The 19,360-nt window shown below is 61.2% G+C and carries 18 protein-coding genes and 1 pseudogene; 9 read left to right on the forward strand and 10 right to left on the reverse strand.

What is annotated here, in order from left to right:
- Positions 1-537 precede the first annotated feature (537 nt).
- From FJ972_RS29525 to FJ972_RS29550, 6 genes are all read left to right on the forward strand, one after another.
- Positions 538-1,809, forward strand: coding sequence for an ABC transporter substrate-binding protein (locus tag FJ972_RS29525; RefSeq protein WP_210239623.1), 1,272 nt, complete (start codon positions 538-540; stop codon positions 1,807-1,809).
- 160 nt (positions 1,810-1,969) lie between these two features.
- Positions 1,970-2,842 (forward strand): branched-chain amino acid ABC transporter permease, encoded by an 873-nt coding sequence (locus FJ972_RS29530; RefSeq protein WP_140499499.1) that lies wholly within the window; start codon positions 1,970-1,972, stop codon positions 2,840-2,842.
- 8 nt (positions 2,843-2,850) lie between these two features.
- Complete coding sequence (locus FJ972_RS29535) at positions 2,851-3,837, forward strand: branched-chain amino acid ABC transporter permease (protein WP_140523360.1); 987 nt, start codon at positions 2,851-2,853, stop codon at positions 3,835-3,837.
- Positions 3,838-3,839: 2 nt separating this feature from the next.
- On the forward strand, positions 3,840-4,580 hold the full coding sequence (locus FJ972_RS29540) for an ABC transporter ATP-binding protein (RefSeq protein ID WP_224656199.1): 741 nt from the start codon (positions 3,840-3,842) through the stop codon (positions 4,578-4,580).
- Positions 4,577-5,293, forward strand: a complete 717-nt coding sequence (locus tag FJ972_RS29545; protein ID WP_140523358.1) for an ABC transporter ATP-binding protein — start codon at positions 4,577-4,579, stop codon at positions 5,291-5,293. The genes FJ972_RS29540 and FJ972_RS29545 overlap by 4 nt, the downstream gene beginning before the upstream one ends.
- 809 nt (positions 5,294-6,102) lie before the next feature.
- On the forward strand, positions 6,103-6,528 hold the full coding sequence (locus FJ972_RS29550; RefSeq protein ID WP_140523354.1) for a hypothetical protein: 426 nt from the start codon (positions 6,103-6,105) through the stop codon (positions 6,526-6,528).
- A 465-nt stretch (positions 6,529-6,993) separates the two neighbouring features.
- Here the strand turns inward: FJ972_RS29550 and FJ972_RS29555 are convergent, their stop codons facing one another.
- The 4 genes from FJ972_RS29555 to FJ972_RS29570 form a co-directional block, all read right to left on the reverse strand.
- Complete coding sequence (locus tag FJ972_RS29555) at positions 6,994-7,215, reverse strand: hypothetical protein (RefSeq protein ID WP_140499509.1); 222 nt, start codon at positions 7,213-7,215, stop codon at positions 6,994-6,996.
- A gap of 850 nt (positions 7,216-8,065) precedes the next feature.
- Positions 8,066-8,809 (reverse strand): anti-sigma factor family protein, encoded by a 744-nt coding sequence (locus FJ972_RS29560; protein ID WP_224646632.1) that lies wholly within the window; start codon positions 8,807-8,809, stop codon positions 8,066-8,068.
- Between the two features lie 28 nt (positions 8,810-8,837).
- Positions 8,838-9,371 (reverse strand): sigma-70 family RNA polymerase sigma factor, encoded by a 534-nt coding sequence (locus FJ972_RS29565; RefSeq protein ID WP_140499513.1) that lies wholly within the window; start codon positions 9,369-9,371, stop codon positions 8,838-8,840.
- 703 nt (positions 9,372-10,074) lie between these two features.
- Positions 10,075-10,317 carry a hypothetical protein gene (locus tag FJ972_RS29570; RefSeq protein WP_411908964.1) on the reverse strand — a complete coding sequence of 81 codons (243 nt, stop codon included), beginning with the start codon at positions 10,315-10,317 and terminating at the stop codon, positions 10,075-10,077.
- A 924-nt stretch (positions 10,318-11,241) separates the two neighbouring features.
- On the opposite strand from FJ972_RS29570, the gene FJ972_RS29575 reads away from it, so the two are divergent.
- A complete protein-coding gene (locus FJ972_RS29575) occupies positions 11,242-11,451 on the forward strand; it encodes a hypothetical protein (RefSeq protein ID WP_140523352.1) in 210 nt (69 codons plus the stop codon).
- A gap of 15 nt (positions 11,452-11,466) precedes the next feature.
- A complete protein-coding gene (locus FJ972_RS29580; protein ID WP_140499517.1) occupies positions 11,467-11,787 on the forward strand; it encodes a hypothetical protein in 321 nt (106 codons plus the stop codon).
- A gap of 252 nt (positions 11,788-12,039) precedes the next feature.
- Here the strand turns inward: FJ972_RS29580 and FJ972_RS29590 are convergent, their stop codons facing one another.
- The 5 genes and pseudogenes from FJ972_RS29590 to FJ972_RS29610 all read right to left on the reverse strand — a co-directional run bounded on the left by FJ972_RS29590 (position 12,040) and on the right by FJ972_RS29610 (position 16,347).
- Positions 12,040-12,285, reverse strand: a complete 246-nt coding sequence (locus tag FJ972_RS29590; RefSeq protein ID WP_140499519.1) for a DUF982 domain-containing protein — start codon at positions 12,283-12,285, stop codon at positions 12,040-12,042.
- 143 nt (positions 12,286-12,428) lie between these two features.
- Positions 12,429-13,883 (reverse strand): aldehyde dehydrogenase family protein, encoded by a 1,455-nt coding sequence (locus FJ972_RS29595; protein WP_140523349.1) that lies wholly within the window; start codon positions 13,881-13,883, stop codon positions 12,429-12,431.
- Positions 13,880-14,014: pseudogene (locus FJ972_RS29600) on the reverse strand (FAD-dependent oxidoreductase); the annotation flags it as partial. The gene FJ972_RS29595 and the pseudogene FJ972_RS29600, both read right to left, overlap by 4 nt.
- 114 nt (positions 14,015-14,128) lie before the next feature.
- Complete coding sequence (locus tag FJ972_RS29605; RefSeq protein WP_140499523.1) at positions 14,129-15,307, reverse strand: alanine racemase; 1,179 nt, start codon at positions 15,305-15,307, stop codon at positions 14,129-14,131.
- A gap of 11 nt (positions 15,308-15,318) precedes the next feature.
- Positions 15,319-16,347, reverse strand: a complete 1,029-nt coding sequence (locus FJ972_RS29610) for a GNAT family N-acetyltransferase (RefSeq protein ID WP_224646636.1) — start codon at positions 16,345-16,347, stop codon at positions 15,319-15,321.
- Positions 16,348-16,479: 132 nt separating this feature from the next.
- Between FJ972_RS29610 and FJ972_RS29615 the strand changes: the two genes are divergently transcribed.
- On the forward strand, positions 16,480-17,418 hold the full coding sequence (locus tag FJ972_RS29615; RefSeq protein WP_140499525.1) for an ornithine cyclodeaminase family protein: 939 nt from the start codon (positions 16,480-16,482) through the stop codon (positions 17,416-17,418).
- A 438-nt stretch (positions 17,419-17,856) separates the two neighbouring features.
- Here FJ972_RS29615 and FJ972_RS29620 read toward each other — a convergent pair whose 3' ends face one another.
- Complete coding sequence (locus FJ972_RS29620) at positions 17,857-19,179, reverse strand: NAD(P)/FAD-dependent oxidoreductase (RefSeq protein WP_140499813.1); 1,323 nt, start codon at positions 19,177-19,179, stop codon at positions 17,857-17,859.
- Positions 19,180-19,360 lie beyond the last annotated feature (181 nt).

A 19,360-nucleotide genomic window follows, 5' to 3' on the forward strand; every position in this document is an offset into this window, starting at 1 on the left:
TGAATGTGATCGCGGCTTGCGAACCAATCCAACGCTCCAATGTAAGACTGAGTCGGGAGCGCGCCGAGCGCGCACTTCAGCCGGAGCCCGAAGAAAGCATCCGACGCCCGCTATCCTCGCCACGTTCCCTGTGCGCTGCCTGTTGGGCGTGTTGTTTCTGTCTTTCAGCGCGCCGGACAAGGTGCTGAAGTTCAAGCGGGCGATCGATCAGACGGCGAAACTTGTCTTGGCATCGACCATTCGGCGACCGCCGTTTCCAGCAGCGCCGGGAGCGTCACGCTCTACGAGAACCTCGGCCTGTCGTGCCAGCCCGTTCCTTCAGCCTGGGCGCCACCCCGTTTGCTCGGTGTGAACCGTCCTTCTCATCCTCAACCCTCCTGTAGCTCCCGCAAAGCTCTCCGTCTTTTCGATCCAGCGAAGACCGCTCGGACCCAAAGCCGCCTCGTGAGGCAATCTTCCTGGCCGCACAACCGCGTCTTGTGGTATGAACAAGAACATCATCGGTTTCCAATCTGACAGTCGGACAAAGGGAGTTGAATGATGTCCATCAAAAGCAAAGTTTCTCGCCGCCGGTTCCTCGGCGGCAGCGCCGTCGCCTTGGCGGCCGGCACGTTGGGGATACCGTTCGTGCGAACGGCACGCGCGCAGGTGGCGACCTTCAAGGCCGGTGTCATCACCTCGCTGTCGGGCGAGAACATACTCGGTGGCAACCTGACCAAGCGCGGTTACGATCTCTGGGCAGAGGCCATAAACGCCAAGGGCGGCGTCGAGGTCGCCGGCCAGCGTTTCAAGGTCGACATGTTCTACGGTGACGACCAGAGCAACCCGGCGACGGGAGCCGATGCCGCCGAGCGCCTGATCGTGCAGAACGAGGTTGATGTGCTGTTCGGCCCCTACACCAGCGGCTCGACCATCGCCGTGCAGCCGATCTGCCAGAAGTACCAGGTGCCAATGATTTCCGGCTCCGCGGAATCGCCAAACGTCTGGAAGGCCAAGCCGGAATTCAACTTCGGCATCATCCCGGCCGTCGACACCACCGCAGGCAAGTCGCTGGCCGTACTGGCGAAACTGTCCAACCCAGCGGCCAAGACGATTGCAGTGATTGGTGTCAACGAGCCCTTCTCGAAGGAAACCGGCGAAGGTTTTCGCGACGGGGCCAAGGAAGCCGGACTGGAACTCGTCGCCTACGAATTGGTACCGGCCTCGGGCGACCTGACCCCGGTCATCTCCAAGATCGCAGCGCTCAACCCCGACATCGTCGCCGTCGGCGGCCATGAGGAGCCGCTGATCAACGTCGTCAAGACCTCGAAGTCGCTCAACTTCCGGCCCAAGGCGCTGATAATGCACTATGGCGTCACCGACCCGGCCTTTGCCCAGGCGCTTGCCGCTGACGCCGACGGCACCTGCGGCGTCTCCGTGTGGCTGCCATCGGTGCCGTACAAGGACGACGTCTTCGGCACCGCAAGGCAGTTTGCCGAGATGGCGCAAAAGAAGTCTGGACACGAGCCCGACTATACCGAAGCGGCCTGCGCGGCCAGCGGACTCGTTTTCGGCGATGCCGTCAAGCGGCTTGGCAAGAAGCCGGCGCTCACGCCCGAAGACAGGGTGGCTCTGAAGGACGCGATAGCCGCCACCGACATCCAGACCTTCTATGGGCCGATCAAGTTCGAGAAGGAAGGCAACCACTACCACGACAACGTCCAGCCGGTGCCGGTGCTGATCCAGATTCAGGGTGGCAAGACCGTGGCGGTGGGGCCGAAGGAAGCCGCGGCAGCAGACCTCACCTACCCGCTGCCGGCCTGGAAATAGGCGGTTTTGGACAGGGTGTGGGCGGCCTCGTCGCCATCACTCTGCCAGGCGGAACCACGGTTGCGCGTGCGCGGAAAATGACGGACCATGCCGTTGAGCGCGCTCGCCTCGCCATGGCATTCCCGCTCTTTCGCTTGCCTACTGAGGGACGGTTTGCACCTTGGATCTTTTCCTACAGACCTTGCTGAACGGCCTTCTGATCGGCGGCGTCATCGCCACCTTTACGATCGGATTCCAGCTCGCTTTCGGCGTGCTGCACGTCATCGATTTCGCCGTGGGCGGCTGGGTCGTACTGGGTGGCTATCTCGGCTACTACATGGCCGCTGGACTGGGCGTCGACGGATTCCTTGCGATCCCGGTCGCCTTCGTGCTGTTCGGCGCCATCGGCTATCTGATCGGGCCGATCCTCTACAATGTCCGCAACAGCCGCACGGCGCGGCCGGAATTGATGGCGCTGGCGCTGACCTTCGGATTGTTCACGCTGCTGCGCGGCGGCATGCTGACCGCGTGGGGCTTCAATACCCACAGCGTTCCGACGGCCTTGAGCGGCGAGAGCCTCGCCGTCGGCCCGTTGACGGTGCCGCTGATCCGCGTGGCGGCGGCGGTGTTCGCGGTCGCCATCGCCAGCGGACTGTTCATATTCCTCTACCGCACCCGCTATGGATTGGCGATCCGAGCGACGGCCGAAAACCGGCAGAACGCGGCGCTGATGGGCGTCGACATCCGCCGCCTAAGCGCCAATGTTTACGGACTCTATGCAGGCATCACTGCCATGGCCGGTGTGTTGATGGGTGCAATTTTTTCAGTCAATCCGGAGGTCGGCCTGCGCTATACGCTGTTCGCATTCTTCGTGGCTGTGCTTGCCGGCTTAGGCTCCGTCGGCGGTGCCCTTGTCGCCGCGCTGCTGCTCGGCGTCATCGAAGCCTTCGTTGCGACCTATGTCGGGTCGAGCTATTCACTGTTGGCGATATTCGCCACGCTGTTCCTCGTCCTGCTCGTATCCCCGCGCGGGATCCTGCGGCACGGCTTGTGAGACCGGACATGAACCCACGCTGGGCCGGCGTCCTCCTGCTGATCGCGGTGATCGGCGTGTTGGCGCTGCTGCCGATGCTGGTCAACAACTATTGGCTGCGTATCGCCACCGGCGCACTGATGTGGGCGGGGCTGGCCTGCTCTTGGAACATACTTGGCGGCTATGCCGGCTACATCAATTTCGGCCATTCGGCCTTTTTCGGGCTCGGCGCCTACGTCACCGCGCTGCTGATGGGCGACAAGCTCGCCTGGCCCTTCTTCGCCACCGTCCCCGCCGGTATGGTTGTGACAGCGCTGTTTGCCATCATAATCGGAGCGCCGACGCTGCGCCTGCGTGGCGCTTATTTCGCCATAGCCACCTGGGCCTTCGCCGAGGTGCTTATCCAGTTCGCCTCGGTGATGGACTTCACCGGCGGCATCGGCGGAATTGGACTGCCGCCGTTTCTCGATGAGCGCTTCTTCTACTTCGCCATGTTCGCCGCAGCGGCGCTGACCTACCTAATCACCTGGGCGCTGTTCGAGCGCTCACGTTTTGGGCTGAAGGTCAAGGCGCTGCGCGACCACGAACTGGCGGCCGAGGCAATGGGCATCAACACTTCGCTGGTCAAGCTGCAGACCTTTGTGCTCAGCGCCGTCACCGCCTCCGTGTTCGGCGCGATCTTCGCCTACTGGGTCACCTTTATCAATCCGAAGAGCGTCTTCGGCGGCGACATCACCGACCAGATGGTGGTCATGGTGCTGCTGGGCGGGCTGGGCAGCCTGTGGGGGCCGGCACTGGGCGGCGTGGGGCTGTTCGTCGTCAACCGGCTGATCTGGATGTATTGGGGCGACACCGCCTTCTATATCGCCATATTGGGCGCGGCCATCGTGCTGGTGGTGCTGTTCATGCCGAACGGCATCGCCGGCCTGTTTTCGAAGCGCGCCGGCAACTCCGGCGCCGTGCTGGAAAAGGCGGTCGACAAGCTTGTCGGCGGTGACCAGGGAGAGCCCAATTGAGCGTGGCCGACGACCGAACGGCTGGCGGCGGCGACCCTATCCTCGTCGTGCGCGAACTTTACCGCCATTTCGGCGGCATCAAAGCCGTCAACGGTGTCTCCCTGGACGTCGCTCGGCACGAGATCGCCGGCCTGATCGGGCCTAATGGGTCGGGCAAGTCGACACTGTTCAGCCTGGTATCGGGCGCGGTCACCCCTGATCGCGGCCAGATCCGCTTCGACGGTCACGAGATCGGCGGCCGAAAGACTCACGTTATCGCGCGGCTGGGGCTTGCCCGCACCTTCCAGATTCCGGCCATGTTCGACAATATGACCGTCATAGAAAACCTACTGGCAGCAGCGGCCGAGGGCCATTGGCAGGGCGCGCGTGAACGGGCGGCCGAAACACTGGCGCTGCTGAAGCTGGACCATGTCGCCGACAATCGCGCCTCCGACGTTTCGGGCGGCCAGCAGAAACTGCTGGAGTTCGGGCGCGTCATCATGCGCCAGGCCTCGCTCATTCTGCTCGACGAGGTGACGGCGGGCGTGCATCCAAATATCCGGAACATTATCGTCGAGGCCATCGCGCGGCTGCGCAAGCGCGGCGTCACCTTCCTGATCATCGAGCACGACATGGAGATTGTGCGCAATGTGTGCGACCGCATCATCGTGATGGACGCAGGCCGTGTCGTGGCTAGCGGCTCGTTCGACGACATTGTTCGCGACTCGGAAGTCATGCAGACCTATCTGGGGCGGCCGCAATGAGCGCCACGCTCACGGCAGAAAACATCGTCACCGGCTATGGCAAGCAGGAGATCGTCCACGGTGTCTCGCTTAATGCGGAGGCTGGCAAGATCACCTGCATCTTCGGACCGAACGGGTGTGGCAAGTCGACCTTGCTCAAGGCCATTGCCGGCGCGCTGCCGGTGTGGAGCGGCAGGGCGAGCCTGGGCGATACAACGCTCTCCAACCTTGCCGTTCATGAGATAGTGCGCGAAGGGCTCGTGCTGATGCCCCAGGGCGGCGGCGTGTTCCCACGCCTGACGGTGATGGAAAATTTGCGTATGGGTGGCTACGCCATCGCGGACCGCCGGTTAGTCGAGCAGCGCATCGAGGCGCTGATCGAGCAATATCCCTCTTTGGCGCGGCGGCGGCGCACCGCGGCCGGTTCGCTTTCAGGCGGCGAGCAGGCAATGCTTGCGCTGGCGCGAGCGCTGGTCTCGCAACCTCGCTTCATTCTACTCGACGAACCTTCCGCTGGATTATCGCCGGCCATGGTCATTGAGACGCTCGAACGCGTTACCACCCTCACCTCGCGTGGCATCGGCATCGTGATGGTGGAGCAGAACATCCGCGAGGCCATGCCCATTGCAGACAAACTTTACATCTTGGCGGCCGGCGAAAGGCGCTTCGAGGGAAGGCCTCAGGACGTGCACGACGACCGGCAGATCATGGACATCTATATGGGCGGAGCGTGAGATTTGCAGTTCTGCTCTTGCGGTCGGGGATTGCTATTTCCTGACCTGCCACTGCACTGTGATCCAGTGGCGATTAGAGCCTTTGGCCCTTTCTGTTACCCCTCGCGGAACCGGTTGCTCAATCCGCGCCACACCCGCTGAAGAAGCGGCCAATCGAATGAGATGGAGAAGCAGGAGCCGTAGCGCGCCGAACTGATCGATCAGATGCCCGCAGACCAGCAAAAAAAGATGATGGTTATGGACGTTGCCGGATATCCAACTGATCTGCCACTGGACGACTGCGGTGGGACTGCAATCCGATCGTCAGCTTCCAGGCAAGGAGTTGCTGAGCAGCCATTCACCTCCCGTTGATTGCCGACGTAGTTGACCGGGCTGTTTGCGGGGCCTCAATCCTATGAGGGCGCCGTTTGCGCCATGTCGTCAGCTCCGGCTATTGGCGACGGAGCCTACCGCGACTTCACATAATCGAGACTAGCTTGGAATAGTTTGGCGGCAGGCTCGGTATATGCAGCATCGAGGTGAAGTTTGTCCGCTCTTGCCGTTTTGGGAAATTTCCGGATGCTCAAGCACGTCGTCTCAGGCGCCAGAGTGCGGGAGATGGGTGAGGACGATAGAGGATCGGCGCCCACGTGCTCGCGCCCGAAAGTGCTGCCAATCGGACCCTGCATCCCCCTGCCCTGTTTCCTGAACTGGATCGATCTTGCCGGGGAGCATTGTCCTGCCGATGATCGCTCGAATTCCGGCCACTGTCGGCCCACGGCTGCGGAAATCACCCCGAAACGAAGAGCGTATCTCAAAAGGAGGAAACTATGACAACCGATCGAACACTGTCGCAACGCTTCGACGAATACCAACCTTCCAAGACACTTTGGTTTTGGTCGCTAGTGGGTGCTGCTGTATTGACGATGATCGTCGGCTTCACCGCCGGTGGCTGGACGACGGCAGGGACGGCATCGGAAATGGCGAATACATCCGCTATCAAGGCCAAGGCTGAACTGGCGGCCAATCTTTGTGTGGAAAAATTCATCACTGCGTCCAACGCGAGCGACAACCTGGCCAAGCTGAAGGATACGTCTTCCTACCAGAGAGACAGCTTCATCAGCGATGGCGGGTGGGTCAAACTGGCCGGCATGAAGAAGGATGTGCCAGGCGCCGCAGATCTATGTGCGGACAAATTGGCAGCGATGGACACAATCCCGGCGAACAGCGTAGCTCAGGACAACACCAAGAGCTGATTGCCGATCTTGGACTTTCGCCAGGCAGCGCTATGTCGCGCGACCGTCGCAATGGAGGCGCGACCATGTATGAAGCGTGGCTTCAAGGGCCGGTGCCGGTGGCCACCAGCATATCTGGGGAGACAGCAGCTTTCCAATCAGGCAGGCACCAACGGTGAAACCAGTTCGGCGCAACCAGGAACCGAATTGATCCCAGCATTCCGATCCCCGATCGCAGTTTGGGCAAGATCTCACAGACGCAAGATCTCACAGACGAATGCAGGACCAGCTCGCCACAGCGCGGCCGAAGGATCGTTATGCGTGAAGGGGAATTTCAGCCAGCCCACGCCGAACCTGATTTCAGGTCCATCGACAATCCAGATCGAGGCCACGGGCTTGAGGACGTTGATCGGCTCGTAGAAGTCCAGACTGTGCCGGCCTTGACGTGCCTGTGCGGCATGGCTTGCCTCAGCCAGGGATGATGAACTACTCCGGGATGTCCGAGGGAAAGCGCAGGCTTTTGCGCATCGCCAGCCATTCTCGAAGCGCAAGGCGAATGACCTCCAACCGATCGAGGCTCATCTCGGCGGCGACTTCCGAAATTGCCGTTTCAGTGCGCACATCAAAGGCTATCGTCGAAGCACGTAGCATGGCCGCGGCCTGAAGATCGGTGTGCCGCCTGGCCGTATCCTTCTTCCCAGCAGTCAAGGCCCTTCTCGCGATCATCCGTTGGCGTTTTGGCTGTTTTCCGCGCCGCCGTAGTCCCGGAGCGCAACAATCCAATTGTCTCTTATCGTCACCAGAACGAGGCGAGATCCGTGCGGGTAGTACCTGGGCAGAGCCGCTGCTTGATGCGCCAGGAGGGTCCCGTTCAGCCCACACCGTTCACCGCCGAGCAGCCAGTTCTGGCGCTCGCTGTCTCGCAGAACGGCGATGTACTCTCCGTCACCGGGATACCCTATGAGACCAATTTCCTCGTACTCTTCCAATCTGCGCATGGTGATCGTCACGATATCAAGAATAGGACCCTGGGATGGAACTCATTGCGCCAAGATGCAAACGGCCCGACACCACCCCAGCCTGGTGCCGGGCCGTCAGGAAGTGCCCGCGCGGTCGCACTTCCTTGGACATCAGCCTGTGTCATCAAAGTGGTCGGTTAGGAGGGTCTCGTTTGCGCAAGCAACCAGCGGAATCGTGGAACCCTGTTGCCTAGCTTGCGACAACCACAGTGAACGGTTTTCCTGCGACAGCCCTTTCATTGCAGAGCGCGCGGCGGAAGTGATCTCGAAACCTCCGCAAGACGCACATTGGAATTCGATCTTGCGAAGAGTGACGTCGGCCTCGAGCGCCGTGCCGGTGCAGACAGGGCACGTGGCGGGAAAATACCGCCTTTCGAATGACAGGACGTTCATTGCTCTGTCTTTGCTATCGGCGCGCTGGCCGTCGCCGACCGATCAAAGCAAGTCCAACCTGTACCTTTCCAACTGATCACGAACGGTACGGAGTTCCATAGACCAATTGCTGAGCGCATATGTTTCCCTCTGCCATTGCCAACCTTTTAGCCCCTGATCTTCGCAGAGACGTTTCTTCGCGTTGCCACTTCGATTTGCTTTGCTTCCACCTCAAGCCGGTCCGGCGCGGCCGAGCCCATCAGGGCGTAGGCTGTGCCTCCCGATTGCCAATAGACTGTCGGGACGCGACCGTCGGTCGCTGTGGTCGGCGAAACGGCGTCCTCGCCGTTCATCGGAGCCGCGACAAGTGTGATCCGACCGACGCTTGGTGTGTCGGCCGTCACGACCAGGCTTTGCTGTCCGTTCCAAGGCTGTACTTGGACATCCTTCACAACCCATACCGATGGAAGGGTCGGCATGCTGACGTTGACGGCGCCAACCAGTCGCTCGATCTTGTCCTGCTTCGGCTCGGTGCCCGTCTCCGGACCTGCATTCAGTTGTGCCACCCGCAAGGCATCTCGGGCGGCCAGGATGAAGGTCTCATCGGCTGTCTTGCCTCCCTGGCGAAGCGGCACGGTCAGCGAGTTGGCCGACCACCCGATCGCAACCAGCGCGACGGCCGCGACTTGAAGTCTGAGCAATGTGAACATCTTCCTGCGGCGAAACGCCCTCTCCAGCTGCCTGGCTTTCTTCAGGCTCACGCTGGGCGGAAACAACCGCCGGGGTTGGGACTTGCGCAACGCTTCCATGCGCTGCGCGTGGGCAAAAACCTCTGCCGCCTGTTCCGGATCGCGGGCAAGCCTGGCTTCCAGCTCGGATCTCTGCGACGGCGACAGCTCGCCATCCAGCAAGCGGCCGATATCCTCTTGCGAAACACGATTATCGGGCCACATAACGCCCTCCCACGACCTTCAAATGAGGGGAAGCTCCATCGTCCAAATTTTCCATGTTGTGCTTCAAGGCAGCGCGAGCTCGGCTAAGCCGGGACATCACGGTTCCTGGCGGCACTCCAAGCAGTTCGGCCGCTTCGGAGTAGGTAAAGCCCAGCACTCCAACCAGATGGAGTATTTCGGCCTGATCGGCCGGCATTCGCGCGAGCGCCCTTCCGACTTTGGAGAGCTCGGCGCAATGTTCTTGCGATGGCGGCCACGCAGTGTCGGACATGTCCGCGATGGACGCCAAGCGTCGTCGGTCGGCATTGGCCTGGCTAGCGCCGGTCAAAAAAGTGTTCCGAACGATCCGTATCAGCCAGGGAAGCAGCGGTCTGGAGGTGTCATAGCCGCCCGCCATCGACAGCGCACGGGCGAGGGCCTCCTGCACCAGATCGTCGGCGTCGGAATCGTTGCCTGTGAGCACCCGGCCGTAGCGCCAAAGATCCTCCAGATGCGGTATGACGTCGATCGTCGTTTTCATCCCGTCTCATACTGCGTTAGCCCGAGCGCCATTTCCAACTCGGACTCATCGTCTGCCGGCCGAAAACCCGAGGATCGGCCCAGCGGTCAGGGACAGGGACAGGCAACCGCTGGGCCGATGGGAGCGTGCTCCTCCCGCCTGCAAGCTGCGAGAGGCAAGCCACCCTCCAGCACTCGCTACCGCTCCCTGTATCATCGTGACGATCGGTTTACGCGCCACGCATTTCCGTTCACGCTCGTTCTTGGGCCATCTACTGAGCTGTGCCCGATATTATTCCATTCCAATCGATCTTTTTGCCGCCCTTTGCGAAGCACCGTGGAATAAGATCCCTTGTTCGTCGGTATCTTCGGGTACTCGTCTAACCGCGTGTCCCTTACGAGGATGGTCATGCAACTTGGCGAGTTCACAGCAAACACCTTCGCCGCAGTCTTGGCGCTATGCGCTCTCGTCATCGTGTTTCTGGTAGCGGGAAGACCGCTCTTCCCGAGGCGTCAGGCGCGAATGGTTATCATTCTGCCTGCCGACTCGGATACCACAGCCGCAAGCCATTGCCGTGGGCGAGACGGGCTGCGGAAGCTGGGAGTATCGCTGCGAAGCTTCCGGCGCTCCAACTTCGGAAAGAGTACGTTGTTCGCGTCAAAGAAAAAGACCGACAAGGCCCCGAAGCGCAAAAACTGGGCAGGCGGTAAGTTCCGCGAGTTGGCTAACGGCCAAGCGGCTGCTTCGAGAGCAAAACCAACTCCGCCTCGTCGACCACACCTGCCATGTAATTCGCGATAATTCGGGAGGCAATGAACTCGCGCTCATCCGGCGATGGGTTGCCTAGCTTAAGGTTGTGGAAAACCCGCCCAAGCAGTGCCAACTCAGATGCGTCGAAAATACCGGCCTCCGCCGCCTTTTGTTGAATTGGCATGATTTTCTCCCGGGAATCCAACACCGAAAACATGCAGCAAGACCTCCGGCCGTGCAAGACCTTCAAGGGCAGCGATCCTGGCCGAGATCACAATGGCCAGCGCTGGTTTTTCAGGAAACTTGCTTCGCGCCCAAAGAACTCCAGTCGGTACCAATGAGCTTGACCGCGCGGTTCTCGTTCCGGGATGCCGACCTCTCAAGCCAGCCGCCGAGCAAGCAACTGCATGCCCTCGTCATCTTCGGGTCCGCCGCCGTGCTCTCTCATCGGAACCTCCTTTAGTCTCCGGACTTGCCGGAAGCGGCTTCGTTTCGCTGGGTGACTGAAGAGCCCGCCGGCGGGAGCCAGCGGGGCCCCTCGATGGACTGCGAGTTCCTGCATCGAGGGCCACATGGCGCCATGCAGGAAGAGCTCGGCATCCTGGTTGCCTTCAGCAGGTAGAGCTATGCCTTAAAGGGACGAGGCGGCCTCAGAGTTCCGCGTCGTTCGATGGCCGAAGGGGAAGAGGAAGCAAAGAAAGAGCACTCCTCCGCGGCCAGGGCTATGATCATCCCATCGATTCTCTCAACCGTTTCTCTGCTCACTTGATCATGCCCATGAAGGCACTGACGCGCACGCTTCAGGTGTCGGCGTGCGGCCCGCGCTTCCGTCTTCCATCCCTGTCAGGCAGAGCCCAAAAAAAGGGATTTATTCCTCGTCTAGTCATTTCACTCTTGACAGTTTTGTTCCATTTTTGTTCACTGTCCACGACATTAGGAGGCGTTCAGGTGGATTGCGTTGTGTCACTCGACAGCCGGCAAGAGGCTGCCCTTCAAGCCACCGTCGACAGGTTCGTTGCCGTACACAAGGGCGACGTTGATGAAGGCCCTCAAGGAAATGATCGTTCTCAACGGTTACCTTCAGGACCGCCTTGACGCGCGCTCGGCACCCCGCAGAGCAACCCGTTAGGAAAATACTGCAATGGGCACGATGCACCTAGACGCCGAAACCAAAGCCGAACTACACGCGGAGGCGGAGAAGCTCATCGCCCGCTACGAAACGCCCCTTGAGACCGTAAAGGCGCTCATGGCTTACAACTGCGAGCTTGAGACACAGATCCTCGCCCTCGCTCACAGGCATCCGGGGCTCGTGGCGATCAGCTTCGATCCTACGCCGCCTGTGCTGGGGTGAGACAGACAACCCTCAATGCATGACCTTATCGCTTTCATTGAGAGTAACTCTGCGCTGGTAGCGGCCAACCCGGCAGCCTTTGCCACGTTTGCCGTGCTGTTTGGAGGCGGCGGCTTCGCTGTTGGACGGTATTTGCTGACTGAGCGTATCGCCAATCTGGAAAGCCGAATTGCCAGACGCGACGAGGAAATAGCGGACCTTAAGTCAAAGCACACAGCGCCAGAGCAAGGCGGCCTATCGGTGCCTCTATTCGAGATGACCGAGGTTCTGCCCCCTCCACCGCTCAACGTCCACCGGCTCTTGCTCCAGCCCAAAGAGGACCCCCATCTCAGATAACCTGATGCCGCAACATAAAGCCCCGAAGCTAATCGTCGTCACCGCCTTTGGCCGCGATGAGACTGGCGACCTCCGGCCTGTCTTCGGACCAGCCGACTGGAGATCGGGCGATATGGACCGCAAGGACTTGGCGGGGAACCATGCCGGCGTCATTGCGAGGTCGCGTGAAGCCAACCCGGTACTGCGCGAATACGGGAGCCGACGACGCTGTTTGTGGGTGGCGACGTGCCAGACATGGAGTAAGCTATAGTCTCAACCGCTGGCAAGCAGCTTGCCTCCCTCCTCAGCAGCGGCAATGAACGCCTGGCGGACATCCTCAGGTGTCATGTCGCCAGCCAAACAGGACAGGCAGGCGCGTACCGCAAGGTCCCATTTGGGGCCGCGATCGTTCCACCCCATGAGCTCCCGAGCTGCACCCTCGACGTTGTTGCAGCTATACGTCATGCCAGGCTTGCCAGTCCTGATAGAGACCGGGGGATTGAACCAATGGAGGCTCATAAAGGCTCTCTGAGGTCGAACAGGACGAACTGGCCGCGAAACTTGGCTTCGTTCATGATGATCTCGACCAATTCACCGTCGGTCTCTTGTACTCTTGGCATGAATGGCTCCGACGGCGCGCCTCTGCGCCGGGCAAAGATCGCCTAGAAATAGCCGAGGATGGATTTGACCTCCAGATATTCCAGCATGCCCTCGATCCCATATTCGCGTCCGTTTCCGGACTGCTTGAAACCGCCAAACGGCGCGTGCGGATCCCAGGCCGGGTAGTTGAGATGCACCTGACCGGAGCGAATGCGCGATGCGACGTCTCTGACGGCGTCCATATCATTGCCCTGCACATGGGCTCCCAGACCATAGACCGTGTCATTGGCAATGCTGACGGCCTCATCAACTGTGTCGTAGGGGATGATGCAGAGAACTGGACCGAAAACCTCTTCCTGTGCAATGCGCATGTTAGTGCGCACGGCCGAAAAGATCGTCGGCTTCACATAGAGGCCGACGTTCAGATCGTGTGCACGACCAGGTCCGCCGATGACGACCTTGGCGCCTTCCGATATGCCGACGCCGATCATGGTTTGGATGCGGTCGAATTGGGCACGATTGGCGATCGCACCGTGAGTGGTGGCTTCGCAAAGAGGATCGCCAATGACGATCTGGGCCGCGACCCTCTTGGCGATTGCCTCAATCTCGGTGAGCAGCGGACGTGGCACGATCATGCGTGTCGGAGCGCTGCATGACTGGCCGAGATTGCGGAAGGCGGCGGCTATGCCCAGGGAAACGGCGCGGTCGAGATCGGCGTCCGGCAGGATCACGTTGGGCGACTTGCCGCCGAGCTCCTGCGCGACACGCTTGACCGTCGGCGCTGCCGCCTGGGCCACCGCAATGCCCGCGCGGGTGGACCCGGTAATGGAGATCATGTCGACATCGGGATGGGAGGCGAGACAAGCACCTACGCCCGGACCATCACCCTGCACGAGGTTGAAAACGCCGGCAGGGAAGCCGGCTTCCTCGATCGCCTCGGCGAACAGCAGAGCGTCCAGGGGAGAAAGCTCGCTCGGCTTCAACACGACCGTGCAGCCTGCCGCGAGCGCGGGCGAAACCTTGGCGGTGATCTGGTAAAGGGGCCAATTCCATGGCGTGATCAAGGCGCAGACACCGATCGGTTCGTGGGTGACGGCGGTTTGGCCCCGCTGCTTGACGAAGGGAAAGGCTGTCACCACATCGCGAGCGACCTTGATATGCGCGATCGCCAGCGGCACCTGGGCGGTGCGCGCATATCCAATCGCCGCGCCCATTTCGAGGGTGAGGCATTGCGCAAGCAGTTCACTGCGCGCCTCGACCAGCGCCTGCAGGCGGTCGAGCAGACCGGCACGATATTCCGGCGTGGTCCGGCTCCAGGCGGCGAATGCCCGGCGGGCCGTTGCAACGGCCGCATCCACGTCCAAGCTGTTTCCGAGCGGAAACCGAGCCACAACCTCTTCGGTGGAGGGGTTCACCACCAAGCCCTTGGCGGTGCCGCGTGGCTCGGCCCATCGACCGTCGATGAAGAACTTGTCCAGGTGGCCGTTGCGCGACAGATGTTCGAGGGGCGGGATCACGCGACAAGATCCTTAATACGGGAATAGGCACCCAGAACCGGCAGGAACCAGGGGCGCCCGAAATAGCCGGGTATCGCTGGCCATTCGAAATCCTTCCAGAGGTTCAGGTCGGGGCGCCCATCCATGACATCAGTCATGGTGCTGCCTATCAGCGTCGACTTATCCAACCAGTAAGAGGCAAATTTCATTTTCTTGACCGCCAGTGCTGATTAGAGTGGGCTCGTCCGAGGCGTGTGTTCGCGCGTCTACCAGCCGCGCATCCGCTCCCAACGCGTTTCAATCTTGGGGCTGTCCCCGTTGACGACGCTGTAGAAGTCATGCTGGGCAGCCATCGCGCACGCATGGTTGGGCAGGATCCGGACCCGAGACCCGAGCGGCAGTTCGGGCATGGATTTCCCGGAACCGGCACGAATGGAGAGGATACCGTGTTCCTGGCTGGCCTGGGCCACAATCACATCTTCAAGCACGCGCCCCTTTTCGTCGCAGACCACGCCGTAACCCTGGTCGATCTGCTGGTTTGCGGTTCCCCGGTCGCGCGATAGCGCCATCCACCCAGCGTCAACCAGCACCCATCCATTTTCCGGCTTGGAGCCGATAACGGTGGCTAAAACGGAAATTGCGAGATCGTCGCGGTCGCAGACGCCAACCCCATGCTGGACGAGATCGAAGAACATGTAGACGCCGGCGCGCAGCTCCGTGACACCCTCCAGGTTCTGGGCGAAATGCGCTGTCGGCGTCGAGCCGACGCTGACGACCGGACAGGCGTGGCCATAAGCGCGCAGGATTTCAGCGGCGCGCACGGCGGCTGAACGCTCGTTCTCCGCTGCCTTGACCAGCGCATTGGGTGTGTTCAAGCCGTAGGATTCGCCCGCGTGAGCGAGAACGCCGACGAGCTTGGCACCGGCAGCGACAACCCTGTTGGCCACGTCGAGCAATCTTGGGTCGTCCTGCCTCAAGCCACCGCGATGGTAGTCGCAGTCCAGTTCGATGAGGACCGAGGGCGTCATGCCGGTGGCTTCGCGCACTCGGGCCAGGGCGTCGGCCTGGTCCACGCAATCGAGAAGCAGCTTCACATCGGCGCCGGTACGGCGACAAAGCTCCATGGCGCGCCTTGCCGAAGCCGGCGAGATGCCGACGGCATAGGTGATGTCGCGAAAGCCGTGGTCCGCGAAATACGCCGCCTCGGCGACGGTCGAGACCGTGATGGGACCGGGTCCCTGTGGAAACACGTCGCAAGCGACGTCGATGCTCTTGGCCGTCTTCATGTGCGGACGCAGCACCACGCCGAGCTTCTTGGCGCGTTCAGCGAGGCGTTGAATGTTGCGTCCGAGCCGTCCGCGGTCCAGCAGCAGGGTCGGCGTCACAAGGGCGTCGATACTCTTCGCCGTCGCGCTCCCTGATAGATTTGCCGCCCTATTGTCCATGACCTTGTTTCCTAAATGAACGACTGGTTTGCCAATGCGTACATGTGGGCCAGCCCGTCAGAAACGGGTCGTTGCCCTTTGACCATAGCGGTGGCACTGCCGGTCCGCTTGAGGCCGAGGCTCTCAAGCCAGTCGCCCAATCCATCCTCGGCATAGACGTCGATGCGAACGAATTGATCGCGAAGCTTCGAAAGCTGGGCCAGGATCAGAAGCCGCGCGTCCTCCACGCTTTCGGCCGCACAGGGGCCGACAACATAGCCGCGCCCGAACTTCCTGGCGATGGCGTAGCCGGCAACCCGCCCCGCGCGCTCGATAACGACGACCTTGCCCGCATCGGCGAGCGCAGCCACCATCGCCGTCCGGGGCATGCCGGTGGCCCGTTCGTCGAAGGCCTGGATTGCCGCGAGGTCTAAGACCGTCGCCTGACGGATGTCAGGGGTCGTCTGCGTCACGGCAACAGTCAGCGGGCCCTGGTGCTGAAGTACAGTGCCCCAGGCAGTGAAGCCACGCCGTTTATAGAGCGCGAGCCCCTCTTCGGTCGAATTGAGCAGCACGTGGCGCCCCTGTGTAGCCGCAAGCAATCCATCAAAGAGCCGGGAGCCGTTGCCGCCGCCTTGCGCGGAGCCGGTGACGATGATCATTCCGGCGGAAGCATAGGTCGGTCCGTAGCTCCAGGACATGGCCGTGCCGATCACGTGTCCTCCCCGCTCCAGGACCAGACCATTTCCAACCATTGCGGCAAATTCCCAATCCTCCAGGCGATAGGGCCAGCCCATCTCCTGCGACAGCTTCAACGCGCCCGGCAAATGGCGGGGCTCCAATTTCATCAGCTCCATCTGGTTGCTGACGATGTCTGTGCCATGCTCAATTGCCATAAGTGCAACGCTGTCATTCGATCCAGGATTGAAGTCGCACCTTAGAGTGGCGTCCGGCGGACAGATTTCGCTGCTGTTTTGCGCTTTCAATTCAGCGGGATTGTTCGTTTTAAGCAGTTCCTCGGCATCCCAAATTGCGCAAATCAGGCGAGGACTATCGGGCACCTAGAATCGCTCCGCCTGGTTGCCCTGCGATCGGCTGAGGTCCGCATCGTTCGCCGTGGGGTGCGATTTCAGCCTCGGTAACGCCGTAGCTGCAACCAGCGATAAACGACTGACGCACATGGGGAACTTTGGATGATCTACATCAGCGAGGAGGAATCGGCCGCCCTTGTCACGCATGAGCTTGCTTTCGAGGCGGCGCGGGAGGCTTTCGTGGCAGCAGCGTCGCGGCGGAGCTGGATCTTTCCCGCTGTTCTCGGGCGCACACAGGAGGCAACCAATACCTTCTCAATCAAATCCGGTTCGTCGGATGACCTAACCGGGGTGAAAATTGGCTCCTTCTGGTCGGGCAACCCGGCACGTGGCCTTCCCCGCCACAACTCCACAATCGTGCTGCTCGATCAGCATTCAGGTCGGCTCCGCGCCGTTATCGAGGCTGGGAAGGTCAACGCCTACAGGACGGCCGCAGCCGACGCGGTTGCTGCCGATTTCCTTGCGCGCAAGCAAGCCAAGGTCCTGGCGATATTCGGCGCCGGCAATCAGGCGGGCTTCGAAGTGATGGCGCTGGCACGCATCCGCCCAATCGAAACCGTGCTGGTCGTCGCCCGGCCTTCACCACGGCGCGACGCTCTTCTCGATCAGATCGCGAGAAGGGGCCTGGACGCGCGCGCTGCCTTGCCCGAAGAAGCCGTCCGCGCAGCCGACATCGTGGTCACAGTGACACCCTCACGCGAAGCCCTGTTCGATTCCGCTTGGGTGGGACCCGGAACCCATATCGTCAGCATGGGGTCGGATGCTCCGGGCAAGTGCGAATTGCCGAGAGAACTATTTCCCAGAGCACGTCTCTTTTGTGATCTGCTTTCCCAGTCCGTCCAGATCGGCGAGTTCCAACACGTGCTCGACGAGATCGATGCCGGCGTGCATGCGATAACACCAATCGGCGACGTCATTGAAAGGCGTGCCCCCGGACGCCGCTTCGACTATGAAATCACTGTCTTCGACAGTTCCGGTATCTCTCTCCAGGATCTCTACATGGCCAACGCGCTGATCCGCGCGAAAGCGTCCCACCACTGACCGCCTTCACACCGGCAGATCCCAGCCGACGAATTTTTCCGCTGCACTGGAAAAGACCTTTACAGCCGAGCCGTGGTTCATGGCGCCGCATGGAGCTCAAGACTCCGGTCCACCGCCAACGACCGAATGGCAACCAAGTCCCAGATTCGATAGCCTGAGTGAGAAACCAGCGTCATCGTCGCCATCAGAATTCTGCCATGGACGTTCGTGCCGTAGATCGCCCCCTTGAGGCTAGTCCCAACCAATGGCCGCGTGTGGAGATGTAGTGCATGTGATGGTCTTCGTTGGAGACGCGATCATTCAGCCGGGCCGCAGCGCCGCATGGTCAATGGGCCGCCAGCTTTAGCCGTCAGCGTTGGGCCCGCCACCAGGCGATCTTGTCCTGCAGGCCATAGCGGCGCTTGTTGGTGCGCGTCAGGCCTGACTTCCCACTGATCTTCAGATAGCGGCGATGTCCAGCTTCGAGCCGTCGACCAGACGCGACAGGCGGAACGGTGTAGGATCGACGCAAGGCGTGTCGTTTACGACCAGCTCTGCGGCCAGATAGCCAAGCCCCGGGCCCAAACCGAAGCCGTGGCCCGAGCAGCCCGCCGCGAGGACGAGACCTTTCACCGCGTCCACCTGCGACACCACAGGCACTGCGTCCGGCGTGCAATCGACGAAGCCGCCCCAGGCACTATCGATCTCTATGTCGCCGAGTTGGGGGAAGGTCTTCCGGACACTCTCCACCACTTGGCTTACCAGCCATTTTAAGGGTGGAGGATCCAGCACCCGATTCTGTTCGAAGATCCGATCGTCGCTGGTCAGCAGCGCCGGCATTGAATCCGGCCCCGAAAGGAACGATTGGCCGATGCCGAGCCTGACGTTCTTTAGGCGACGCAAGAATTGCGGCATGAATTCCCGACTATACCGGATAGCTTGGGGCGTGATTTCGAGGTTCGCCTTGCCGCTGATCGCAAGCGTATAGCTGCCGTCCAGTCGGCGCGTGATCGTGCAGTAGGGTGTGGAGACCGCCTCGCCTATGTTGATTGTCGGGGTGGAACGCAGCGCGGTCTGCCGGATGCTTGCTTGGGGGAAACTGATCCCGAGCGGCCTAAGGAAGCGCGAGGACCAGGCGCCAGCGGCGCACAGCACCGCGCCGGTTCTGATGTAGCCCTTCTCCGTGTGCACGCCCGCAATCTTGCCATTGGCCAAGTCGAGCGCCCGCGCGGCGCATTCCTGGTGGATGGTGGCGCCCAGAGCTCTGGCCCCTTCGGCGATAGCCGGCGCGGCGAGCGCAGGTTCTGCCTTACCATCCCGGTCTGAATAGGTCCCGCCGACCCATTTGTCGCGTGCTTCGGGGACGCGCTCGGCCACCTCCGCCCGGCTCAGCATGCGGGTGTCGACCTCGTACTCCCTGGCGACCTCGCGCCACCTTTCCCAGCCGGCGAGCACAGCCTCGTCGTGAGTCGCATAGACGAGACCGCAGCGTCGAAATCCAAGGTCCCGATTGATATCGCGCGTCAGCTCGTCCCACAGTCGCATGGAGATCACCGAGAGCGGCAGTTCGCGCCGATCGCGGTTCTGCTGACGGCACCAACCCCAGTTTCGGCTCGATTGTTCACAGGCGACGTGGCCCTTCTCTAGCAGAGCCACAGAGAGGCCACGCTTCGCCAGGAAATAGGCGGCCGTAGAGCCGAGGATGCCGCCGCCGACGATGACGACGTCGACTTCGGCCGGGAGACGCTCATCGCTGTGAATGCGCTCGACTCGGGGCGACATGTTCCAACCAACCTCGGCTGCCATGAATGCGGAAGCAAAGTTCCGATCAGCCCTTCATCGCATCGTGCGCTCGAAAGAATGTGCCGAAATCATCTAGGACTTCGCCAGATGTGCGGTTTCTTGATCCCTTGACCGATACGATCTGCTCAAGCCCGACCGAGTTCCAGTTCGGCGCAGGGCG

Source organism: Mesorhizobium sp. B2-1-1, assembly GCF_006442975.2.
Classification (GTDB): Bacteria; Pseudomonadota; Alphaproteobacteria; order Rhizobiales; family Rhizobiaceae; genus Mesorhizobium.